The sequence below is a fragment of the Ruegeria sp. BC2 genome (assembly GCF_056539245.1).
In genome coordinates this window covers 800,838-821,804 of the sequence record NZ_JBQFUQ010000001.1, presented here as the reverse complement: position 1 = coordinate 821,804, position 20,967 = coordinate 800,838, and the positions used below count along the sequence as shown (strand labels likewise).

The window sequence follows — 20,967 nt, the reverse complement described above, 5'->3', positions numbered from 1 at the left end:
GAATGTCCGAATTCCTGACCACACGAGAGTTGGCGGACCTGCTGCGCATTGGCGAACGCAAGGCCTATGATCTGGCGTCTTCGGGCGAAGTGCCCTGCGTGAAAGCGATGGGCAAACTTCTCTTTCCCCGGGCCGAGGTACTGGCCTGGCTCAATGCGTCGCGTACCGGGCCGGACACGGTCAAACCGCCCCTGCCCGACATCGTGGCTGGCAGCCATGACCCCCTTTTGGATTGGGCACTCCGCGAAAGCGGCTCGGGGTTGGCCACCTATTACGACGGCTCATTCGACGGGCTGAACCGCCTTGCGCGACGTGACGCACAAGCCGCGGTACTGCACATCCATGAACCGGGCGGGTTCAACGTCAATTCCGTCCGCGATGCGCTGGGAGAGGCGCCCGTGGTACTGTACGAGGTCGCAAGCCGCCAGCGCGGCCTGTTGCTGGCCCCCGGGGTTCAGGGTATTTCCGATTTTGGTGACCTGAAAGGCCGCTGTGTCGTGCTGCGGCAGGACAGTGCCGCCAGTCAGCACTTGTTCGATGCCCAGTTGGAGAGCTGCGGTCTGAGCCGCGCCGACCTTGACGCCCTGCCGACTTGCGCCCGCACCGAAGAGGAACTGGCAATCGCTCTGCATGACCGCAAGGCCGAGGCAGGATTCGGCATCGGAGCCTTGGCGCGCCTCTACGGGTTGGGCTTCATTCCGACCCATTCCGAACGTCTCGACCTCGCCATCTGGCGGCGGTCCTGTTTCGATCCGCCGATGCAGAAACTGCTGACTTTCATGGGAACGGACAAATTCAGGCGTCGCGCAGATGAATTGGGCGGATACGATCTGTCCGGCTTGGGACAGATCCATCACAACGGCGCAAGTGACTGACCGGCCCTATTGCTGCGCGTTCGGAAAAAAGAGCTGCTCACCGTTCAATTTGTACGCCGCGATCGCTTCCTGACCGTCGGGGCCAGTGAGCCAGTCGATGAACCTTCTTCCCGCGGCCGCCCGGACCCGCGGATGTTTTTCGGGGTTCACGAGGATCACTCCGTATTGATTGAACAACCGAGGATCGCCTTCGACCAGAACCTCAAGGTTTCCCTTGTTGCCGAACGACAGCCATGTGGCCCTATCGGTCAGAGCATAGGCATCCATGCCCGCAGCCAGGTTGAGCGTCGCACCCATGCCCGACCCGGTCTCGCGGTACCACTCGCCCGAAGACAAGGTCGGGTCCGTTCCGGACAGGCTCCAAAGAGCCTTCTCCGCCTTGTGGGTCCCGCTGTCATCCGCGCGCGACGCGAACGGAGCTTTGGCCTGCGCGATCGCTGCCAACGCGGCCACTGCGTCGTCGCCGCCTTTGATCTTGGCCGGGTCCGATTTCGGCCCCACCAAGACAAAATCGTTGTACATCACGTCCCGCCGCTCGACACCCCAGCCGTCGGCCACGAATTGCTCTTCCGCTGGCTTGGCATGCACCAGCAGAACGTCACCGTCGCCGTTGATCGCATTTCGAATCGCCTGCCCTGTCCCTACGGCCACAACACGGACATCGATCCCGCTCTCCGCCTCGAACCCCGGAAGGATAAAGTCCAGAAGGCCGGAATTCTGCGTCGATGTCGTGGACTGCACGACAATGAATGGTTCTTCGGCCGCTGCCGGACCGGCGAACAGCCCGAACAGGATCATTGCGCTTTTGATTGCTGCGCGAAACATGGATTGCCTCCAGTTGTTGTTATGTGACTAGCCATCCCGCCAGATACTGGCGCGATGCCTGACATTGTGGCGCTTCCAGCACCTGTTTGGCGGCGCCATGCTCGACCACGCGCCCGCCCTGCATCATCACTATATCCGCCGCCAGCCGACGGGCTTGCCCGACGTCGTGGGTAACCATCACGATCCGCACCCCCCGGGCCGAGGCGCGCAGGATCATCGCCTCGATCATTTGGGTCGCCGCGGGATCGAGGGCGCTGGTGGGTTCGTCCAGGAACAGGGTCTCGGGACCAAGCGCAAGCGCGCGAAGAATGGCCAGACGCTGTGCCTCGCCACCCGACAGCGAGCGCGCCGACTGCCGAGCCTTGGTCTCAAGCCCTCCTTCGGCCAGAAGTTCCTGGATCCGGTTTTTCCGAGCAGTCCTGCCGAGCCCCAACCGTTTCAAAACAAAGTCCAGATTGGCAGACACCGAACGACGCAGCAGAACCGGTTGCTGAAACACCATGGCCTGCCGGGCCTTGTGGGCCGCATTCAGAACTCCGCCATCCTGCAGAACCTGCCCCGCATCGGCCTTGATCAAACCATGCAGGCAACGCAGCAGCAGGCTTTTGCCAGCACCGTTCGGCCCAAGGATCAAAGTCGGTCCCGGACCATCCATCATCAGCTGCGGAACATCCAGCAACAGCTTGCCATTGCGTTCCACTCGCAACCCATCGGCCTGCAGACAATTGGGCATGTCCGGCATCAGATCACGCATGGCGCAACCCTTCCTGCTCGGTCCGAAGCGTCAATGCGCTGACTGCCGCATTCACGGCCACGGCAATTCCGATCAGGATCGTCCCCAAGGCCAGCGCCAAGGCCAGATTTCCCTTCGAGGTCTCCAACGCAATCGTCGTCGTCATGACCCGCGTCACGTGGTTGATGTTGCCGCCGACGATGATCACCGCGCCGACTTCGGCGATGGCACGTCCAAACCCGGCCAGCAAGGCAGTCACCAACGCCAGACGCGCATCCCACAACAGCACCGGCACCGAGGCCAACCGCGACACTCCCAACGAGCGCAACTGTTCCGAATATTCCTCGGCCAGCATCTCGATCACCTGCCGTGTCAGCGCCGCGACGATCGGGGTCACCAGCACTGTTTGGGCTATGATCATGGCGGTCGGCGTATACAAAAGCTCCAGCACGCCCAGCGGACCCGAACGGGACAGCATCAGGTAGACCAGCAGGCCGACGACAACCGGGGGAAAGCCCATCAGAGCGTTCATCAGAATGATCAACGCGCGCCGTCCAGGAAAGCGGGCCACCGCCAAGGCGGCGCCAACCGGCATCCCGATTACGGCTGAAATCAACACAGCCAGCACCGAAACTTGCAGCGACAGCATCACGATCGCCCAAAGGTCCGGATCCCCGGTCAGGATCAGGTGGCCGGCTTGGCTGAATTGTGATGCAAAATCCTGCATTTATTTCCCACATTCACCAATTTCCGTAGGGATCGCAAAATCTTACAGGAATAATAGAGGAAACTGCTTCTGAAGACAGTTAAATTCCGACATCCGCAAAAACAAACGCGGCCCACAGGGGGCCGCGCTGAATTGTTGTCATGGTATAACTAATCAGTTCAGGGCTGCATCCGTGATCTGGCTGGTCCACGCGCCTTCCGGCTTTTTGGTGATCACCGGATCCGAGCCGCCGGCCAGCAGCGTATTCACCGTGCGCTCGAAATCAGCCGGATCCAACGCGCCGTTCGAACCTGCGGTCAGCTTGGCGATCTCGCCCATCATGCGCTTCTGGTGTTCCTCGGTCTGGGCACCGGTCGCATCGTTTTCCAACACGATTTCAGCGGCTTCGTCCGGGTTCTCCTCGGCGTATTTCCAGCCTTTCATCGAAGCGCGCACAAAGCGTTCCATCTTGTCGACGAAGGCCGGGTCGCTGAGGTTTTCTTCAAGCACGTACAGGCCATCTTCCAGCGTGGCCACGCCCTGGTCTTCATACTTGAAGGTCACCAACTCGTCGGGGCTGACGCCGGCGTCGATCACCTGCCAGTATTCATTGTAGGTCATGGTGCTGATGCAATCGGCCTGACGCTGCAGCAGCGGATCGACGTTGAAGCCCTGTTTCAGAACCTCGACACCGTTTTCGCTCTTGCCGCTGGTGTCGATGCCCAACTGGCTCATCCAGCTCATGAACGGAAACTCATTGCCGAAAAACCAGACGCCCAGCGTGCGGTTCTTGAGGTCCTCGGGCGAGGAAATGCCCGCATCCTTCCAGCAGGTCAGCATCATGCCCGAGCTTTTGAAGGGCTGCGCAATGTTGACCAGCGGCAGGCCCTTTTCGCGCGCAGCCAGGGCGGCGGGCATCCATTCCACGGTGACGTCAGCGCCACCGCCCGCGATCACCTGCGTTGGCGCGATGTCGGGGCCGCCGGGCAGGATGGTGACGTCCAGCCCCTCTTCTTCGTAGAACCCCTTGTCCTTGGCGACGTAGTAGCCCGCGAACTGGGCCTGCGTGACCCACTTCAATTGCAACGTCACTTCGTCCGCCGCAAAGGCCGTTCCGGCCGTCAGGGCCAGGGCCGTGATTGCCCCGCTGATTAACTTCTTCATCTTCATTTCTCCTAGTTGTTGTTGCGCCCCGTTTTCGGGGTCTTTTGAATGATTTATCCCCGCTGCGAGGGGTGCCAGAAGGTCACCAATTTCTCGACCATGGCGACCAGACCGTAGAAGGCGGTCCCGGCCAGCGCCGCGACCACGATTTCCGCCCAGACCATGTCCAGCGACAATTGCCCGACACTGGTCGAGATCCGGAACCCCATGCCCAAAGTGGGCGAGCCGAAGAACTCTGCCACGATAGCGCCGATCAGGGCCAGCGTGGTGGAAATTTTCAATCCGTTGAAAATGAACGGCATGGCCGCGGGCAGCCGCAGTTTGAGGAAGCTCTGCCAATAGCTTGCGGCATAGGTCTCCATCAGGTCGCGCTGCATTGCGGTGGCCTCGCGCAGGCCGGCCACCGTGTTCACCAGCATCGGGAAAAAGACCATCACCACCACAACGGCCGCCTTCGAATGCCAGTCGAACCCGAACCACATCACCAGGATCGGCGCGGTGCCCACGATCGGCAGCGCGGCCACGAAATTGCCCACCGGCAGCAAGCCCAGGCGCAGGAAGTCCCACCGGTCCACGGCGATTGCCATCAGGAAGGCAGCGCCACATCCGATCACATAGCCGCTGAGCGCGCCCTTGATGATGGTCTGCACGAAATCGGCCCACAAGATCGGCAGGCTGTCCCAGAACCGGTCCCAGATCACCGAAGGCGCGGGCAGGATCACCAGAGGCACCTCGAGCCCGCGCACCAGCAATTCCCACACCCCGATGACGGTCAGGCCGAAGATCAGCGGCGCAAGAATGCGCACCGCCCGCGTGTCGGCATAAGGTCCGCTGGCCAGGCGGGTGTTCAGCCACCAACCGGCCAGCCACAAAAGGATTGCAAGACCGACCATCATCATTGCGCCATCCCCATGCGTTTCAACACCGCCCGCTCGACCAGGCCCAGCAGGCCCACCAGACAGGCCGCCAGAATAGCCGCGGCAAACAGCGCCGACCAGATCTGCACCGTCTGGCCATAGTAGCTGCCGGCCAGCAGACGCGCGCCCAGCCCCGCCACGGCGCCAGTCGGCAGTTCGCCGACGATGGCCCCCACCAGCGACGCGGCGATCCCGATCTTGAGAGAGGCGAACAGATAGGGCATCGAGGCCGGCAGGCGCAGTTTCCAGAATACCTGACCCTTACTGGCGTTGTAGGTGCGCAGCAGGTCCAGCTGCATCGCATCAGGGCTGCGCAGGCCCTTGACCATGCCCACGACCACCGGGAAGAAGCTCAGATAGGCCGAGATCACCGCCTTGGGGATGATTCCCTGAATGCCGATCGAATACAGCACCACGATGATCATCGGCGCCAGCGCGATGATGGGGATGGTTTGGCTGACGATGGCCCAAGGCATGACCGACAGGTCCATCACCCGGCTGTGCACGATCCCCACAGCCAGCAGGATGCCCAGCCCCGTGCCGATGGCAAAGCCCAGAATCGTCGCGCTGAGCGTCACCCAGCCGTGATAGACCAGCGACCGTTTCGAGGTGATCTTCTTTTGAACCGTGGTCTCCCACAGCTCGATGCCCACCTGATGCGGCGCAGGCAGACGCGGCCGATCCTGCGCCCAAGTCGCCGGAACGGCAAAACTGTTGCGCAGCGCCAGACCGATTTCCCCCATGTCGCGGCGGTCTTTGGCCGAAGGCGGAACCACTTCGGCCCCGGCGCGTTCCTGTTCGGTCAGGACGCCCTTGATGTTCATCGGAATGCATGCCGCGTACCAGATGACGATGATGGCCAGCAAAACGGTCAGAACGGCAACAAGCTGCTTCATGCGTGCCACTCCATCCGCACCACGGGAACGGTCTCGGGCGGCGTTGCGGCCTCGGTCCCGGTTTCGACAAACCCCTCGCGGCGATAGAAGCGTTGCGCGGCGGCATTCGGTTGATGGGCCGTCAGCCACAGAAAGCTGCGCCCCTGTTTTGCCCGGTCCAGCAAGCGCTTGCCGATGCCCTGCCCGGTCCGAAGGCAATACAGCGCGCCGACCTTCTGCACCGCGGGATCGACCGACATGTAGCAATCGACGGGTTCGCCGACGACCCACATCTCGCGGTCCGGGAAAGCTTGCGCGATCAGCGCCTCCAATTCCTGCTGGGGCAGTTCATCCGTCATCCACTCGGTCTGGCGGACCCAGGCCGAGACCACCGCCGCGCAGGCTGGCACATCCGCCTCGGTCGCGCGTCTGATGTCATCCCTGCCCATCACACATCGTCCCCATGCCCGGCGCGCAGCCCTTCGCGCACGCGATGCGCGACCTCGATGAATTCGGGCGTGTCGCGAATGTCCAGCGGCCGTTCCTTGGGCAGAGGGCTGTCGATCACATCGGTGATCCGCCCGGGGCGCGGGCTCATGACCACGATCTTGGTGCTCAGATACACCGCCTCGGGGATCGAGTGGGTGACAAACCCGATCGTCTTGCCGGTGCGCGCCCACAGCGCCAGAAGCTGTTCGTTCAGGTGATCGCGCACGATCTCGTCCAGCGCGCCGAAAGGCTCGTCCATCAACAGGATATCGGCGTCGAAGGCCAGCGCCCGCGCGATGCTGGCCCGTTGCTGCATCCCACCCGACAGCTGCCAGGGGAATTTTGCACCAAACCCTGCTAGATCAACAAGTTCCAGAACGTTCTTTACACGTTCTTCCTGTTCCTGAGCCGAATATCCCATGATCTCGAGCGGCAGTTTGATGTTCTTGGCGATGGTCCGCCACGGGTACAGGCCCGCCGCCTGGAACACATAGCCATAGGCCCGGTTCCGGCGGGCCTCGTCCGGGGTCATGCCGTTGACGGTCAGCGTGCCGCCCGTAGGCGTTTCCAGCGCAGCGACACAGCGCAGGAAGGTCGTTTTTCCGCAGCCCGAAGGGCCGATGAAACTGACGAATTCGCCCTTGTCGACCGCCAGGTTGACGTCCTTGAGGGCGTGCACGGGTCCGTCATTGGTCTGGAAGGTCAGGTCGAGGTTCTTTGCCTCGATCACGGGCTGGGTATTGCTTTCCGATGTCATCCTACTGCCTTGAAGTTTTGGCTTTTTTGCCCGTTCGGTAACCTTTGTGCATCATACCCCCGTCGCCGGGATGCCCGACCTCTCAACCGGGCGCGGGGCGGTCAGCTCTTTCCAGGTGCTCAGCGCCTTGTTCACGGTGGTGTTGGCCTCGCGCGCGACGAATTTGCCATGGCCTTCCTGCGTGCGAATCTCGCCATCATGCACCGCGACCTGTCCACGGGTCAGGGTAAAGCGCGGCAGGCCCTTGACCGCGTGCCCCTCGAACACGTTGTAGTCGATCGCCGACTGCTGCGTCGCCGCACTTATGGTCTTGGTCTTGTCCGGGTCCCACACCACCAGATCGGCATCTGCGCCCACCAGAACGGCGCCCTTTTTCGGATAGCAATTCAATATCTTGGCGATATTTGTTGAAGTCACGGCCACGAATTCGTTCGGCGTCAGCCGCCCGGTCGCCACGCCATGGGTCCACAGCATCGGCATCCGATCCTCAAGGCCGCCCGTGCCGTTGGGTATCTTGGTGAAATCGCCCACGCCGAACCGTTTCTGCTCGGTCGTGAAGGCGCAGTGATCGGTGGCCACCACGCTCAGCGAGCCTGACTGCAGCCCCGCCCACAGGCTGTCCTGGTGCTGCTTGTTGCGGAACGGCGGGCTCATCACCCGGCGCGCGGCGTGATCCCAATCGGGATGCGCATATTCGCTGTCGTCCAGCGTCAGGTGCTGGATCAGAGGCTCGCCCCAGACGCGCTTGCCCTGCATCCGAGCCCGGCGGATGGCCTCATGCGCCTCTTCGCACGAGGTGTGCACCACATAGAGCGGCACACCGGCCATGTCGGCGATCATGATGGCGCGGTTGGTGGCCTCGCCCTCGACCTGCGGCGGGCGCGAATAGGCATGGGCCTCGGGGCCGGTATTGCCTTCGGCCAGCAGCTTGGCCTGCAACTCGGCCACCACGTCGCCGTTTTCGGCATGGACCATCGCGATCCCGCCCAGCTCGGCCAGCCGCTTGAACGAGGCAAACAGCTCATCGTCATTGACCATCAGTGCGCCTTTGTAGGCCATGAAATGCTTGAACGTGTTGATGCCCCGCTGTTCGATCACGGTTTTCAGATCGTCGAACACCTGTTCGCCCCACCACGTCACGGCCATGTGGAAGGAATAGTCGCAATTTGCGCGGGTCGATTTGTTGTCCCAGCGTTTGAGCGCATCCAAAAGGCTTTCGCCCGGGTTCGGCAGGGCGAAATCCACCACCATGGTCGTGCCGCCAGCCAGCGCCGCGCGGGTGCCGCTTTCGAAGTCATCGCTGGAATAGGTTCCCATGAACGGCATTTCCAGATGCGTGTGCGGGTCGATCCCGCCGGGCATGACATAACAGCCGGTCGCGTCCAGTTGCTCGTCCCCCTTCAGATCCGGCCCGATCTCGGTGATCACGCCGCCTTCGATCTTGACGTCGGCCTTGTAGGTCAGATCCGCAGTGACGACGGTTCCGTTCTTGATGACTGTGCTCATTGATTATCTCCCCAAAGCTTTGTGAGAACGATGGCTGCAAACGAAAGAAACAGGCCAAAGCCAGCGGTGTATCGCAGAAATGCCAAACCATGATTGCGCTGTATCCCCAAACGCTCCCAGTGGTCGGACAGCAAAATGTAATCAATAGCGACGCAGCCGAGCGCCAAGGCCGGAATTAGAAACAGGATAGGCACCCGCCGTAGCAGTAGAAGCCCGAGCACACCTAGCACCAATGCCGGTGGATTGGTCATCATGACAGGAATTGCTCCAAATGATGCAACTATTGGAACAACAAAGAAAATGTACCCGATCAACGCTACCGCCGCGAGAAAAGCCAATACCGCGCCGGGCACAACGTATGGCTTGTTCATTCCACGATCTCCGCCGTCTCCACGACCGCGTGGAACAGAACATCCGCCCCGGCGGTTGCCCATTCCTTGCTGATTTCCTCGGCCTCGTTGTGGCTCAGGCCATCCACGCAGGGGCACATCACCATCGCGGTCGGCGCCACGCGGTTGATCCAGCAGGCATCGTGCCCCGCGCCCGAGATGATGTTGGTGTGCGAATAGCCCAGCCGCTCGGCCGCGTTGCGCACGGCGGCGACGCAGGTTTCGTCGAATTTCACCGGGTCGAACCCGCCGACCTTCTCGAACTCGACCTGCAGGCCCATCTCATCCACGATGTCCTCGGCAGCGACACGCAGGCGGTTTTCCATGTCCTTGATGACGTCCAACTCGGGCGAGCGGAAATCGACCGTGAACACCACCTTGCCCGGGATCACGTTGCGCGAGTTCGGATAGACGTCGATATGCCCGGCAGCCCCCACGGCATGGGGCGCGTGCGACCAGGCGATCTCGTCCACCTTTTCAAGAATGCACGCCATCGCCAGCCCGGCATTCTTGCGCATCGGCATCGGGGTCGAGCCGGTATGCGCGTCCTTGCCGGTCACGGTCACCTGGGTCCAGCTGAGGCCCTGCCCATGGGTGACGACGCCGATATCCTTGCCCTCTGCCTCGAGGATCGGGCCCTGTTCGATATGCAGCTCAAAGAAAGCATGCATCTTGCGGGCCCCGACCTCTTCGTCGCCGCGCCAGCCAATTCGCTGCAATTCGTCGCCGAACTTCTTGCCCTCGGCGTCTTCGCGGTCATAGGCCCAGTCCTGCGTGTGCATCCCCGCGAATACGCCCGAGGCCAGCATGGCGGGGGCGAACCGGGTGCCCTCTTCGTTGGTCCAGTTGGTGGCCACGATCGGGTGTCTGGTCTTGATGCCCAGATCGTTCAGTGTGCGAATGATCTCGAGCGCACCCAGAACCCCCAGCACCCCGTCATACTTGCCGCCGGTCGGCTGCGTATCCAGGTGCGAGCCGACATAGACCGGCAGCGCCTCGGGGTCGGTGCCGGGGCGCATGGCGAACATGTTGCCCATCTGGTCAAGGCCCATGGTACAGCCCGCCTCTTCGCACCATTTCTGGAACAGCGCGCGGCCCTCGGCATCCTCGTCGGTCAGGGTCTGGCGGTTGTTGCCGCCGGCAACGCCCGGGCCGATCTTGGCCATCTCCATCAGGCTGTCCCACAACCTGTCGCCATTGATCCTGAGATTCTGCGCCGGAGCTGCCATGTTCGTCTTCCCTGTTGCTTGCGATTTGGCTCGCTTTTGGTGTCTTGATTTGACCATCTGGTCAAACTCACGCTATCACGGGTTCGACATCAGTCAAGAAATTGCATCGCACCGATGCAAAAATCGGCATATTCAACACCTGCTTGTTCGAAAAAGAGACGCCCTGCAAACATGCCCAAAGACCGCGCCCCGACCCGAATTCAGAAAAAGAACCGCGCCGCGATTCTCGAGGCCGCGCTGAACGTGTTTTCGGCCCACGGCTTTCGCGGGGCGACCGTCGATCAGATCGCGGCCGAGGCCGGGCTGAGCAAGCCGAACCTTTTATATTATTTCCCGTCCAAAGAGGCGATCCACACCGCGCTTCTGTCCGGTCTTCTGGATACCTGGCTGGCGCCGCTGCACGATCTTGACGAAAACGGCGAGCCGATGGAGGAGATCCTCTCGTACATCAAGCGCAAGCTGCAGATGAGCCGCGAGTTGCCGCGCGAAAGCCGCTTGTTCGCGAACGAGCTGGTGCAGGGCGCGCCCCGCATACATGACGCCCTGTCGAACGATCTGAAGGCTCTGGTCGACCAGAAGGCGGCCGTTCTGACGCACTGGATGGACCAAGGCAAAATCGCACGCCTGCACCCGCATCACCTGATCTTTTCGATCTGGGCACTGACCCAGCACTATGCGGATTTCGATGTTCAGGTGCGCGCGATCCTGGGCGACGAAGACCCGTTCGAAGGGGCCGCGCCTTTTATCGACACCCTGTACCGCAAACTGCTGACCCCATGAAAAAAGGGCCGCAGCGCGGCCCCTTTTGCGTGATCTGACGCCGGTCACTCGGCGGCCTTCGCCATCGGGTTGTTCGGGTGGGTCGTCCAGTTGGCATAGTCCGGCTGCACCACTTTGCCGGTGCGCGGATCGACCTCGCCCGCAGCCATCGGCACCATCGAGATGCAGCCCTCGACCGGGCAAACATCCACGCAAAGGTTGCAGGCTACGCATTCCTCGTCGATCACCTCGAACACGCGGTCGGACGACATGGAAATGGCTTGGTGGCTGGTGTCCTCGCAGGCCGCATAGCAACGGCCGCACTTGATGCACTGATCCTGATCGATCTTGGCCTTGGCGACGTAGTTCAGGTTCAGATACTGCCAGTCGGTCACGTTCGGGACGGCGCGCCCGACGATTTCGGAGACGTCGGAGTAGCCCTTCTCGTCCATCCACTGCGACAGGCCCGCCGTCAGTTCGTCGATGATCTTGAACCCATAGGTCATCGCCGCGGTGCATACCTGCACCGTACCGCAGCCCAGCGCCATGAACTCGGCCGCGTCGCGCCATGTGGTCACCCCGCCGATGCCCGAGATCGGCAGGCCTTGGGTCGCCTCGGCGCGGGCGATCTCGGAGACCATCGACAGGGCGATGGGCTTGACCGCCGGGCCGCAATAGCCGCCGTGGCTGCCCTTGCCGTCGATCGAGGGCTCGGGGCTGAACGTGTCCAGATTGACGCTGGTGATCGAGTTGATCGTGTTGATCAGCGACACCGCATCGGCCCCGCCATTCTTGGCCGCAGCCGCCGGCTTGCGAATGTCGGTGATGTTGGGCGTCAGCTTCACGATCACCGGGCGGTCATAGTACTTCTTGCACCAGCGGGTGACCATTTCGATGTATTCGGGCACCTGCCCCACGGCCGAGCCCATACCGCGCTCGCTCATCCCGTGCGGGCAGCCGAAGTTCAGCTCGATCCCGTCGGCGCCGGTTTCGGCCACGCGCGGCAGGATGGCTTTCCACGCCTCCTCCTCGCACGGCACCATGATCGAGGCGATCAGGGCGCGATCCGGGTAATCCGCCTTGACGCGGGCCATCTCCTCGAGATTCACCTCGAGCGGCCGGTCGGTGATCAGTTCGATGTTGTTGAGGCCCAGCAGACGCCGGTCGGCCCCGTAGATCGCCCCGTACCGGGGGCCATTCACGTTGACCACCGGCGGCCCTTCGGACCCCAGCGTTTTCCACACGACGCCACCCCATCCGGCCTCGAAGGCACGCCGGACGTTGTATTCCTTGTCGGTCGGCGGCGCCGAGGCCAGCCAATAGGGGTTGGGGCTTTCGATACCCAAAAAGTTCGTTTTCAAATCAGCCATTTATCCGGCCTCCCTGATGCGAAGATGCATCTTCGTCTTGTCACACATATTCACGCGCCGACGCCCTGCTCAGGCACTCAGGCTGGCGTGAATGTCCATCGCGGCATCGCGGCCCTCGGCCACGGCGGTCACGGTCAGATCCTCGCCACCTGCGGCACAGTCTCCGCCGGCCCAGACCCCGGGAACCGAGGTGCGCCCGGTTGCGTCAACGGCGATCTTGTTGCCGTCGAGTTCCAAACCTTCCGGAGCACCATCCAAGGTCTGACCGATCGCCTTCAGAACCTGATCAGCAGGCAGGCGAATGGTTTCGCCCGTGCCGGTCAACGTGCCATCTACGGTGGCAGTATACTCCAGTTCGATCTCGGCCGCCGCTCCGTTTCCGTGAATTGCCACCGGCTGAACGTTGCATAGAATTCGGACGCCGTGCGATGCGGCCAGATCCTGTTCGTAGCGGCTGGCGCCCATTGCGTCACGACCGCGGCGATAGGCGATGGTCACATGTTCGGCGCCCAGCAGCTTGGATTTCACCGCGGCATCCACGGCCGTCATTCCACCGCCGATAATCACCACGTTTCGGCCTACCGGCAGTTTTGCCAAATCGGATGCTTGCCGAACATCTGCGATGAAGTCGACAGCGTTCCTGACGCCGTCCTTGTCCGACCCTTGCGCGCGCAAGGCGTTGACGCCTGCAAGGCCGATTGACAGGAAGACTGCGTCGTAGGCCTCCAACAATCCGTCCAACGAGATCGTGTCGCCCAGAACCGAGCCGGTTTCAATCGCGATGCCGCCGATCTTCAGCAGCCAGTCCACCTCGGCCTGGGCAAAGTCATTGGTCGCCTTGTATGCGGCGATCCCGTACTCGTTCAGCCCGCCGGGTTTGGGTTTCGCCTCATGGATAACCACGTCATGGCCCAACATCGCCAGCCGATGCGCACAGGCCAGCCCCGCCGGCCCTGCCCCGATTACGGCAACGGTCTTGCCGGTGGGGGCCGCGCGTGTGAACGGGTGCACACCGGCCTGCATCAGCGTGTCGGTCGCATACCGCTGCAAGCGCCCTATCTCGACCGGCTTGCCCTCGGCCGTTTCGCGCACGCAGGCTTCCTCGCACAGCGTTTCGGTCGGACACACACGGGCGCACATGCCGCCCAGGATGTTCTGATCGAGGATCGTCTTGGCCGCCGATTCCGGTTGCCCGGCCTGAATCTGCCGGATGAACAGCGGGATATCGATGTCGGTCGGACAGGCCGTCACGCACGGCGCGTCATAGCAGAAATAACACCGATCGGCGGCCACGGCGGCCTCGTGCGGCGCCAGAGGCGGATGCAGATCGGTGAAATTCGAGGTCAGCTCATCGCTGGAAAGCCGCCCGGCGACGATGCCGGGTGCCATCTGGCCCTGTGCCATCACTCTACTCCCTGTAGATATGTTTGTTATTGAGACCAGCTTGCCACAAACAAAAATTTTATCAATTGGTAAAATTTGCCAAATAGTCAAAAAAGCGAAAACCGGGCCGAATGACCCGGTTTTTTGGCGGCATTTGCCCGTTTTTCAGGCGAAACCGGCCTCAGACCATGCCGGACAGGTGGCCTGACTTCATCCAGACGCGGGCGCCATCCGGTCCTGCCCGCAATTCGGTGCGCGTTCCGGGCGGCAGACGCAGCCAGTCCCATCGTGCGAAATCCTCGCCTTGTTCGGTGAAACCGCCGTCGATCACAAAGACCTCGGCCCCGCCGGGTGCGTCAATCGGTACGACCTGACCGGGCGGCCAACTGCGCATTTCGACCGCTTCATGGTCGTCCTTGAACAGCGGCACGTGGTCCGCACCGTTGATCGAGCGGCGCACGGTGGTGCGGTCGTTCGGGTCGAACTGGTGCAGTTTGACCAGGATCGTCGCGCCTTGGCTGGCCGAGGGCGTATGCGACGAGGTCGGCGGGTTGCGGACATAGCTGCCCACCGGGAAATCTCCGGTCTCGTCCTGGAAAACGCCGTCCAGAACCAGGTATTCCTCGCCCCCGTCATGGGTGTGGGCGGCAAAGGCGCTGCCGGGGGCAAAGCGCACGATGGTCGTGGCGCGCGCCACCTCGTCGCCGATCCGGTCCAGCATCTTGCGCTCGACCCCGGCGGCGGGAGACGCCACCCACTCGGTCTGGTCGAAGTGAACCGCCACCCGCTGGGTGAAATCCGCATTGATCCGCATGTCGCGCTCCTGTCTGGTCTCCTCCATCAACATGGGCGTGACGGGCCCGATTTCAAACACGCGGTGTCAACGGTTTTGACGCAGGTTCAGCGATGCTGTAGGTCGAAACCAACGGCAAGGGGCGTGCAAAGGCCCCGAACGGAAGGCGCAGATGCAGGCAGACCGGCAGAAATTCAACATCCTGATCATCGGGCAAAACAACCGCCTGCAATACGAAGCCGTTCTGTTCGCCGCCTCGCTGCGCCATTCCGCGCCCGGATTTTCGGGCCGCCTGTTCGTGGGCGTTCCGCAACCCGGCCCGCGCTGGAGCCAGGACCCGAGCATCCGCAACGAGGATGTTCTGAAGGCGCTGAAACAGCTCGATGCCGAGATCCTGCCCTTTTCGTCTGAGGTGTTCGGCGAAAGCTATCCCTACGGCAACAAGATCGAAGCGCTGGCTGCCCTGCCCGAGGGTGAGCCCTTTGTGTTCTTCGACACCGACACGCTGATCACCGGCGACCTAGCCGCGGTGCCGTTCGATTTCGACCGGCCCGGCGCATCGCAGAAGGTCGAGGGCACCTGGCCCAAGCCAACCCTGTACGGGCCTGGCTTCGACGGCATCTGGCGGGCGCTTTATGACCGGTTCGGGCTGGATTTCCAAAGCTCGATCGACCCGACCCAACCGGCGGAATACTGGCGGCGGTACCTGTATTTCAATGCGGGCTATTTCTTCTACAAATGCCCCCGCCAATTCGGCGCGCGGTTTCTGGACTATGCGCGCACGATCCGGGATGAAGAGATCCCCGCCCTGACCGGCCAGAACCTGGACCCGTGGCTGGATCAGGCGGCGCTTCCGCTGGTCGTCCACGCGCTTGGCGGCGGGCGCGATGTTCTGCCCGTGGGCCTGCTGGATGGCTCGGTCAGCTGCCACTATCGCCTGTTCCCGCTGCTCTATGCGCGCGAAAGCGACCGGGTGGTCGAGGTGCTGGAAACCGTCGCCGCGCCCAACAAGGTCAAGAAGGTGCTCAAGAACTATGATCCGCTGAAACGGCTGGTCTATCAGGGCAAGGGCGCCAAGATCCGCGCCATGTTCGACCGGGACAACCTGCCCCAGCGCGAACAGGCCATCCGCAAGGTCATCAAGAACAAGGGGCTGTGGCTGCGCTGACGCGGACATTGTGCCGGGCCCGGCAATCGCCTAGAGATTCTGCGACGCATATTCCCAACAGGAGAGTGACGGATGTCCGACGGCCCCACCTATGGTTTTGACACGCTGCAAATTCACGCGGGCGCCCGCCCTGATCCGGCGACCGGCGCGCGCCAGACCCCGATCTATCAGACCACGGCCTATGTGTTCCGCGATGCCGATCACGCGGCCGCTTTGTTCAACCTGCAAGAGGTCGGCTATATCTATTCGCGCCTGACCAACCCCACGGTGGCAGTTCTGCAGGAACGGGTGGCGACGCTGGAAGGTGGCGTTGGCGCGGTGTGCTGCTCTTCGGGGCACGCGGCGCAGATCATGGCGCTGTTCCCGCTGATGGGGCCGGGCTGCAACGTGGTCGCCTCGACCCGGCTGTATGGCGGGACGGTCACGCAGTTCAGCCAGACCATCAAGCGCTTTGGCTGGACAGCCAAGTTCGTCGATACCGATGATCTGGATGCGGTGAAGGCCGCCATCGACGACGATACCCGCGCGGTGTTCTGCGAATCCATCGCCAATCCGGGCGGCTATGTCACCGATATCCGCGCACTGGCCGATGTGGCCGATGCCGCCGGTATTCCGCTAATCGTCGACAACACCTCGGCCACCCCCTATCTGTGCCGCCCGATCGAGCATGGCGCCACGCTGGTCGTGCATTCGACCACCAAGTACCTGACCGGCAATGGCACGGTGACCGGCGGCTGCATCGTGGATTCGGGCAAGTTCGACTGGTCCGCCAATGACAAGTTTCCCTCGCTCAGCGCGCCGGAGCCTGCCTATCACGGCCTCAAGTTCCACGAAACCTTCGGCCCGCTGGCCTTCACCTTCCACGGTATCGCCGTGGGCCTGCGCGATCTGGGCATGACGATGAACCCGCAGGCGGCGCATTACACGCTGATGGGGATCGAGACGCTGAGCCTGCGCATGCAGCGCCATGTCGAAAACGCCGAGAAGATCGCTGCCTGGCTCGAGAAAGACGACCGCGTGGACTATGTGACCTATGCAGGCCTGCCCTCGTCGCCCTATCACGACCGGGTCAAGAAGCATTACCGAAAAGGCGCCGGGGCCCTGTTCACCTTTGCCGTCAAGGGCGGCTATGACGCGTGCGTCAAGCTGGTGAACGCGCTTGAGATCTTCAGCCACGTCGCCAACCTGGGCGATGCCCGGTCGCTGATCATCCATTCGGCCTCGACCACGCACCGGCAACTGACGCCCGAACAGCAAGAGGCCGCCGGTGCCGGGCCGAACGTGGTGCGGGTGTCGATCGGGATCGAGGATGCCGACGATCTGATCGCCGATCTCGATCAGGCGCTCTCCAAGGCCTGCGCCTAGTCCGAAATGCCAGGGCACCGGATCAACGCATTGGGCCAGCCCGTGGGCCTGCCGGTTGCGGGGGAGTTCCCGCGCCCGGCCCCGCCCCGCGCGCCCATGCACGGGCGGTTTTGCCGCGTGGTGCCCTTGGATGTGAATGCGCATGCGCCCGGCCTGTTCCGGGCGTTTGTTGCCGATACCGACGGGCGCAACTGGACCTACCTGCCCTACGGCCCGTTCGACTCGCAAGCGGGGTTCGCCGCCTGGCTGGCCCAGACCTGCACGGGGGACGATCCGCTGTTCCACACGGTTCTGGACCAAGACGGACAGGCCGTCGGGATGGCGTCCTACCTGCGTATCGACGGCAATGCCGGCGTGATCGAGGTGGGACACATCCACTTTTCGCCGTTGATGCAGCGCACGCCGGTCGCGACCGAGACGATGTTCCTGATGATGCGCCGCGTGTTCGATGAGTTGGGCTATCGCCGCTACGAATGGAAATGCGATGCGCTGAATGCCCCGTCGCGCCGGGCCGCCGAACGGTTGGGTTTTGTCTTCGAAGGCGAATTTCGGCAAGCCACCCATTACAAGGGGCGCAACCGCGACACGGCGTGGTTTTCGATCGTCGACACGGACTGGCCACGCATCCGGCAGGCGTTCGAAACCTGGCTGTCACCCGAGAATTTCGATGCCGCAGGCCAACAACGTAAACCGCTGATGGCCCGCAGCTAAAGCTGACATCACTCGGAAATATCAAACTCCATCGACACGGTGACCGAGACCGAAACCTCGCCACCGGCGACCGGCACCCCGCCCGAATCGGCCATGGCCATCTCGCGCATCTGGGGCATTGGGCGAATGCCCCCGCCCTGCTCGTTGATCGACACGACTGAACCCAAGGTGACACCGGCGGCCTGAGCCAATTGTTCGGCCTTGGCTCTCGCATCGGCGACGGCTTGGGCGCGCGCCTTCGCTTCAAGCGGCTTGGGATCCTGAACCGTGAAGGTCAAACCACCAAAATCATTCGCGCCATCCTGAATGACCGCATCCATGATTTGCCCCAGATCATCCAGATTTCTGACCCGCACGAACACACGGTTCGACGCAACGAAGCCAGTGATCCTCGGTGCTTCGCCATCCGCGTTGCCCCGCCCGGACCAGACCGGGGAGAGGGACAGATCGCGGGTCTGCAGGTCGCGCGATTCGATCCCCATCTCACTCAGGCGGCTCAGGACGTTGGCAACCGCGTCCGAGGTCGCCTGCATTGCTGCCGAAGCCTGCGCGTCTTGATTTGTCACCCCCACCGTGATGGTTGCCATATCCGGCGCGGCCTCGGCTGTTCCGGTTCCGTAAACCTGGATGCGACGTTCTTCCGCATGGGCGGCCACGGCAACTGTCGCCGCCAATACCGCCGCCAAAAAAGCAAATGTCTTCAATGTGATCTCTCCTGTTTTCTGAGATCAAAGATGGGTTGGCAAGCCTTCGCCGGACAAGGGGAGATTTTGCCTTTTCCTTTCCCTCGGCGGGTTCCTGCTTTAATCTCGGTGCGCGGACGCAAGGGCGTTTGCTTTGGTTCAGACAATTACGGCACCATTGAATAATGAAACCCGCTTTTGCGCTGTCTCTTTCGGATAACGGGATCACTCTGCTGCACTATTCGGATGACGAATGGTTTGGCATCGGCACCGTATCACTGGACGCGCCGGATTTTTCCGAACAGTTGAACGAGCTTCGCGGTCGAGGTTTCGCGCTGGCCAATGATCTCAGCTGTACGGTCGTGATTCCCTCGGACCACGTGCGCTACCTCACGGTCACCAGCACAGACGACTCCGACGTGACGCAAGTGGTCGAGGCGGAATTGGCTCAGGCCACGGGCTGTGAGATTGCAGAGTTGATGTACGACCTCCGTGCGGATGGGTCGGATCTTCTGGTCGCTGCCGTGGCGAAAGAGACGATAGAAGAGGCTCGAGCCTTTGCCAGTCGCTACGGGTTCGTGCCTGTCCGGTTCGCTGCAACATTGGCCCCCGACGCGCCTTGGACAGGTACCGGAGAGTTCGAGTTTGCCGAGCGCGCGACATCCGTCACACCGCCGCCCGAGCCAACGGCCGAGGAGATTGATACTGTCGCGCCGGCCGAGGACGCAGAACCCGCGCCTCAGGCTTCGCAGGCATCGGAACCCGATCCGGCCCCCTCGCCTCAGGCGCATCCGATTGCTGAACCGGCTCAGCCGGGCGTATTCGTATCGCCGATAGAAGCGACTGAAACCGCCTCACAGAATCCTGCGGCATCAAACTCCGGCATACCGGTTCGCTACATTGGTGCAGCTGCGGCGGGCGCCGTCGCGCTGGCCGTTGTCGCATTGATCTGGTCGGGGTCAGACGAAACTGGCAGCCCTGTGGCGACTGCGCCGGTCGTCGAAACGGCACCTGCGCCGATTTCTATCGCCGCCCCACCGCTGACCGAGACCGAAGCTGAAGGACATGCAGAAGTCGCTCCTCAGCCCGAGGACACGTCCGACCCCGAGGCATTGACCGACGAAGACCTGACGTTTGAAGCCAACACTCCCCTGGTCGAGCCGGAGACACCCACGCCCCCCGAATTGACGCCGACGGATCAGGCAATTCTGGAAGCATTGAATGTTGCGCCCTCGCCCGTCGAGCAGGTCGAACGCGATCCGGAAAGTGCCGAGGATTTCGAAGAAGCCTCTGGCCTGACGATCACCGCGCCCGATCCGCTGCCGGTGCCAGACCCCGAGGTGCCCGAGGACGTATACCTGTCGTCCGTTGATCAGGCGGAGCTGTCGCAGGATGCCGTGGCGCTTCCTGCCGAAGAGAGCTTTGATACCGACGAGCCGGTGGCCACGGTCGGTCTGCCCAATGTCGCGGGCAGTCGTTTTGACCTTGATGACCGTGGCCTTGTCACTCCGACACCCGAGGGGACGTTGAACCCTGACGGAATCCTTGTGTTCCTCGGCCGCCCGTCGTCGGTTCCGCCCGAGGTGCCGGTCAGGTTCGAAACCGACCCGACTGCCACGGACGACGATACAAGGCTGGCTGGCCTGCGTCCGCGCCTACGCCCGGAAACGCTGGTTGAGAACTTTGAGCGTGGGCAGTTGGGCGGCCGGACGGTGGACGAGCTGGCGGTCATTCGCCCGAAATCCAGGCCGGCGTCGATCCAAGAGCGTGCGGCGGTGGACCGCACGCCAACCGCATTGGCCGTGGTGCGCGTCCCCCGCCCCCGCGTTCGCCCGTCGACAGTGGCCGCTCTGGCGGCCCGAAAAGCAACAACCGGCTCGGCCACTCTGGCGTCGACCGCAGCGGTAGCAAAGACGGATGACGATGAAGCGGGATCGTTCAAACCCACAACCGTCGCACCAAAGATACCCAGCCGGGCCTCGGTGGCGCGCCAGGCCACGATTGACAATGCATTGAATCTGCGGCGTCTGAACCTGATCGGCGTTTACGGTACGCCGGCCAATCGGCGCGCTTTGGTCCGGCTACCAAGCGGTCGGTACAAGAAGCTGAAAGTGGGAGATCGGATTGACGGCGGCAAAGTCGTCGCGATCGGCGACAGCGAGCTTCGTTATCAGAAAGGCGGCCGCAACGTCACGTTGAAGATGCCCCGCGGATAAAGCTCGCCGCGTTTCGGAAAAATGGAACCCGGCAGGCCGGGTTCCAAACTCTGG

Annotated in this window: 21 protein-coding genes; 6 read left to right on the top strand and 15 right to left on the bottom strand. The window is 62.4% G+C overall.

All coding sequences use genetic code 11. The features are described from left to right. Nucleotides 1-2 precede the first annotated feature (2 nt). On the top strand, nt 3-875 hold the full coding sequence (locus ACR0CU_RS04015) for a helix-turn-helix transcriptional regulator (protein ID WP_170445470.1): 873 nt from the start codon (nt 3-5) through the stop codon (nt 873-875). A 6-nt stretch (nt 876-881) separates the two neighbouring features. On the opposite strand, the gene ACR0CU_RS04010 is transcribed toward ACR0CU_RS04015, so the two are convergent. The 11 genes from ACR0CU_RS04010 to ACR0CU_RS03960 all read right to left on the bottom strand — a co-directional run bounded on the left by ACR0CU_RS04010 (nt 882) and on the right by ACR0CU_RS03960 (nt 10,465). Continuing rightward, nucleotides 882-1,700, bottom strand: a complete 819-nt coding sequence (locus tag ACR0CU_RS04010) for an ABC transporter substrate-binding protein (RefSeq protein ID WP_170339058.1) — start codon at nt 1,698-1,700, stop codon at nt 882-884. Nucleotides 1,701-1,719: 19 nt separating this feature from the next. Next, nucleotides 1,720-2,454 (bottom strand): ATP-binding cassette domain-containing protein, encoded by a 735-nt coding sequence (locus ACR0CU_RS04005; RefSeq protein WP_170445467.1) that lies wholly within the window; start codon nt 2,452-2,454, stop codon nt 1,720-1,722. Next, nucleotides 2,447-3,160 carry an ABC transporter permease gene (locus ACR0CU_RS04000; RefSeq protein WP_093961810.1) on the bottom strand — a complete coding sequence of 238 codons (714 nt, stop codon included), beginning with the start codon at nt 3,158-3,160 and terminating at the stop codon, nt 2,447-2,449. The genes ACR0CU_RS04005 and ACR0CU_RS04000 overlap by 8 nt, the downstream gene beginning before the upstream one ends. 153 nt (nt 3,161-3,313) lie before the next feature. After that, on the bottom strand, nt 3,314-4,303 hold the full coding sequence (locus tag ACR0CU_RS03995; protein WP_170445463.1) for an ABC transporter substrate-binding protein: 990 nt from the start codon (nt 4,301-4,303) through the stop codon (nt 3,314-3,316). Nucleotides 4,304-4,356: 53 nt separating this feature from the next. Then, nucleotides 4,357-5,202, bottom strand: coding sequence for an ABC transporter permease (locus ACR0CU_RS03990; RefSeq protein ID WP_170445460.1), 846 nt, complete (start codon nt 5,200-5,202; stop codon nt 4,357-4,359). Beyond that, nucleotides 5,199-6,116 (bottom strand): ABC transporter permease, encoded by a 918-nt coding sequence (locus ACR0CU_RS03985; protein ID WP_170445456.1) that lies wholly within the window; start codon nt 6,114-6,116, stop codon nt 5,199-5,201. Before ACR0CU_RS03985 ends, ACR0CU_RS03990 begins: the two co-directional genes overlap by 4 nt. Next, on the bottom strand, nt 6,113-6,544 hold the full coding sequence (locus ACR0CU_RS03980; RefSeq protein ID WP_170445453.1) for a GNAT family N-acetyltransferase: 432 nt from the start codon (nt 6,542-6,544) through the stop codon (nt 6,113-6,115). Before ACR0CU_RS03980 ends, ACR0CU_RS03985 begins: the two co-directional genes overlap by 4 nt. Then, nucleotides 6,544-7,341 carry an ABC transporter ATP-binding protein gene (locus ACR0CU_RS03975; RefSeq protein ID WP_170366933.1) on the bottom strand — a complete coding sequence of 266 codons (798 nt, stop codon included), beginning with the start codon at nt 7,339-7,341 and terminating at the stop codon, nt 6,544-6,546. Before ACR0CU_RS03975 ends, ACR0CU_RS03980 begins: the two co-directional genes overlap by 1 nt. A gap of 51 nt (nt 7,342-7,392) precedes the next feature. Continuing rightward, nucleotides 7,393-8,847, bottom strand: coding sequence for a dihydropyrimidinase (hydA, locus tag ACR0CU_RS03970; RefSeq protein ID WP_170339070.1), 1,455 nt, complete (start codon nt 8,845-8,847; stop codon nt 7,393-7,395). Continuing rightward, entirely contained in the window at nt 8,844-9,218 is a 375-nt protein-coding gene (locus ACR0CU_RS03965; protein ID WP_170445450.1) for a hypothetical protein, read from the bottom strand. Before ACR0CU_RS03965 ends, hydA begins: the two co-directional genes overlap by 4 nt. Continuing rightward, on the bottom strand, nt 9,215-10,465 hold the full coding sequence (locus ACR0CU_RS03960; RefSeq protein WP_170445447.1) for a Zn-dependent hydrolase: 1,251 nt from the start codon (nt 10,463-10,465) through the stop codon (nt 9,215-9,217). Before ACR0CU_RS03960 ends, ACR0CU_RS03965 begins: the two co-directional genes overlap by 4 nt. A 171-nt stretch (nt 10,466-10,636) precedes the next feature. Between ACR0CU_RS03960 and ACR0CU_RS03955 the strand changes: the two genes are divergently transcribed. Continuing rightward, entirely contained in the window at nt 10,637-11,245 is a 609-nt protein-coding gene (locus ACR0CU_RS03955; protein ID WP_093961802.1) for a TetR family transcriptional regulator C-terminal domain-containing protein, read from the top strand. Between the two features lie 44 nt (nt 11,246-11,289). Here the strand turns inward: ACR0CU_RS03955 and preA are convergent, their stop codons facing one another. The 3 genes from preA to ACR0CU_RS03940 all read right to left on the bottom strand — a co-directional run bounded on the left by preA (nt 11,290) and on the right by ACR0CU_RS03940 (nt 14,791). Further along, nucleotides 11,290-12,594, bottom strand: a complete 1,305-nt coding sequence (gene preA / locus ACR0CU_RS03950; protein ID WP_170368317.1) for an NAD-dependent dihydropyrimidine dehydrogenase subunit PreA — start codon at nt 12,592-12,594, stop codon at nt 11,290-11,292. Between the two features lie 69 nt (nt 12,595-12,663). Further along, nucleotides 12,664-13,998, bottom strand: coding sequence for an NAD(P)-dependent oxidoreductase (locus ACR0CU_RS03945; RefSeq protein ID WP_170357545.1), 1,335 nt, complete (start codon nt 13,996-13,998; stop codon nt 12,664-12,666). Between the two features lie 160 nt (nt 13,999-14,158). After that, complete coding sequence (locus tag ACR0CU_RS03940; protein WP_170446029.1) at nt 14,159-14,791, bottom strand: cupin domain-containing protein; 633 nt, start codon at nt 14,789-14,791, stop codon at nt 14,159-14,161. 151 nt (nt 14,792-14,942) lie between these two features. Here ACR0CU_RS03940 and ACR0CU_RS03935 point away from each other — a divergent pair, with 151 nt between their 5' ends. The 3 genes from ACR0CU_RS03935 to ACR0CU_RS03925 all read left to right on the top strand — a co-directional run bounded on the left by ACR0CU_RS03935 (nt 14,943) and on the right by ACR0CU_RS03925 (nt 18,014). Next, nucleotides 14,943-15,938 (top strand): hypothetical protein, encoded by a 996-nt coding sequence (locus ACR0CU_RS03935; protein WP_170371239.1) that lies wholly within the window; start codon nt 14,943-14,945, stop codon nt 15,936-15,938. Between the two features lie 72 nt (nt 15,939-16,010). Further along, complete coding sequence (locus ACR0CU_RS03930; RefSeq protein ID WP_170357542.1) at nt 16,011-17,303, top strand: O-acetylhomoserine aminocarboxypropyltransferase/cysteine synthase family protein; 1,293 nt, start codon at nt 16,011-16,013, stop codon at nt 17,301-17,303. 6 nt (nt 17,304-17,309) lie between these two features. Beyond that, nucleotides 17,310-18,014 (top strand): GNAT family N-acetyltransferase, encoded by a 705-nt coding sequence (locus tag ACR0CU_RS03925; RefSeq protein ID WP_170445443.1) that lies wholly within the window; start codon nt 17,310-17,312, stop codon nt 18,012-18,014. Between the two features lie 8 nt (nt 18,015-18,022). Here the strand turns inward: ACR0CU_RS03925 and ACR0CU_RS03920 are convergent, their stop codons facing one another. Next, nucleotides 18,023-18,718, bottom strand: coding sequence for an SIMPL domain-containing protein (locus ACR0CU_RS03920; RefSeq protein ID WP_170363680.1), 696 nt, complete (start codon nt 18,716-18,718; stop codon nt 18,023-18,025). A gap of 164 nt (nt 18,719-18,882) precedes the next feature. On the opposite strand from ACR0CU_RS03920, the gene ACR0CU_RS03915 reads away from it, so the two are divergent. After that, nucleotides 18,883-20,913 carry a hypothetical protein gene (locus ACR0CU_RS03915; RefSeq protein WP_170445441.1) on the top strand — a complete coding sequence of 677 codons (2,031 nt, stop codon included), beginning with the start codon at nt 18,883-18,885 and terminating at the stop codon, nt 20,911-20,913. Nucleotides 20,914-20,967 lie beyond the last annotated feature (54 nt).

Bases quoted from the DNA above. Each gene is read 5' to 3' on its own strand.
- ACR0CU_RS04015 (WP_170445470.1), top strand. From the start codon at position 3: ATGTCCGAATTCCTGACCACACGAGAGTTGGCGGACCTGCTGCGCATT.
- ACR0CU_RS04010 (WP_170339058.1), bottom strand. From the start codon at position 1,700: ATGTTTCGCGCAGCAATCAAAAGCGCAATGATCCTGTTCGGGCTGTTC.
- ACR0CU_RS04005 (WP_170445467.1), bottom strand. From the start codon at position 2,454: ATGCGTGATCTGATGCCGGACATGCCCAATTGTCTGCAGGCCGATGGG.
- ACR0CU_RS04000 (WP_093961810.1), bottom strand. From the start codon at position 3,160: ATGCAGGATTTTGCATCACAATTCAGCCAAGCCGGCCACCTGATCCTG.
- ACR0CU_RS03995 (WP_170445463.1), bottom strand. From the start codon at position 4,303: ATGAAGAAGTTAATCAGCGGGGCAATCACGGCCCTGGCCCTGACGGCC.
- ACR0CU_RS03990 (WP_170445460.1), bottom strand. From the start codon at position 5,202: ATGATGATGGTCGGTCTTGCAATCCTTTTGTGGCTGGCCGGTTGGTGG.
- ACR0CU_RS03985 (WP_170445456.1), bottom strand. From the start codon at position 6,116: ATGAAGCAGCTTGTTGCCGTTCTGACCGTTTTGCTGGCCATCATCGTC.
- ACR0CU_RS03980 (WP_170445453.1), bottom strand. From the start codon at position 6,544: ATGGGCAGGGATGACATCAGACGCGCGACCGAGGCGGATGTGCCAGCC.
- ACR0CU_RS03975 (WP_170366933.1), bottom strand. From the start codon at position 7,341: ATGACATCGGAAAGCAATACCCAGCCCGTGATCGAGGCAAAGAACCTC.
- hydA (WP_170339070.1), bottom strand. From the start codon at position 8,847: ATGAGCACAGTCATCAAGAACGGAACCGTCGTCACTGCGGATCTGACC.
- ACR0CU_RS03965 (WP_170445450.1), bottom strand. From the start codon at position 9,218: ATGAACAAGCCATACGTTGTGCCCGGCGCGGTATTGGCTTTTCTCGCG.
- ACR0CU_RS03960 (WP_170445447.1), bottom strand. From the start codon at position 10,465: ATGGCAGCTCCGGCGCAGAATCTCAGGATCAATGGCGACAGGTTGTGG.
- ACR0CU_RS03955 (WP_093961802.1), top strand. From the start codon at position 10,637: ATGCCCAAAGACCGCGCCCCGACCCGAATTCAGAAAAAGAACCGCGCC.
- preA (WP_170368317.1), bottom strand. From the start codon at position 12,594: ATGGCTGATTTGAAAACGAACTTTTTGGGTATCGAAAGCCCCAACCCC.
- ACR0CU_RS03945 (WP_170357545.1), bottom strand. From the start codon at position 13,998: ATGGCACAGGGCCAGATGGCACCCGGCATCGTCGCCGGGCGGCTTTCC.
- ACR0CU_RS03940 (WP_170446029.1), bottom strand. From the start codon at position 14,791: ATGCGGATCAATGCGGATTTCACCCAGCGGGTGGCGGTTCACTTCGAC.
- ACR0CU_RS03935 (WP_170371239.1), top strand. From the start codon at position 14,943: ATGCAGGCAGACCGGCAGAAATTCAACATCCTGATCATCGGGCAAAAC.
- ACR0CU_RS03930 (WP_170357542.1), top strand. From the start codon at position 16,011: ATGTCCGACGGCCCCACCTATGGTTTTGACACGCTGCAAATTCACGCG.
- ACR0CU_RS03925 (WP_170445443.1), top strand. From the start codon at position 17,310: ATGCCAGGGCACCGGATCAACGCATTGGGCCAGCCCGTGGGCCTGCCG.
- ACR0CU_RS03915 (WP_170445441.1), top strand. From the start codon at position 18,883: ATGAAACCCGCTTTTGCGCTGTCTCTTTCGGATAACGGGATCACTCTG.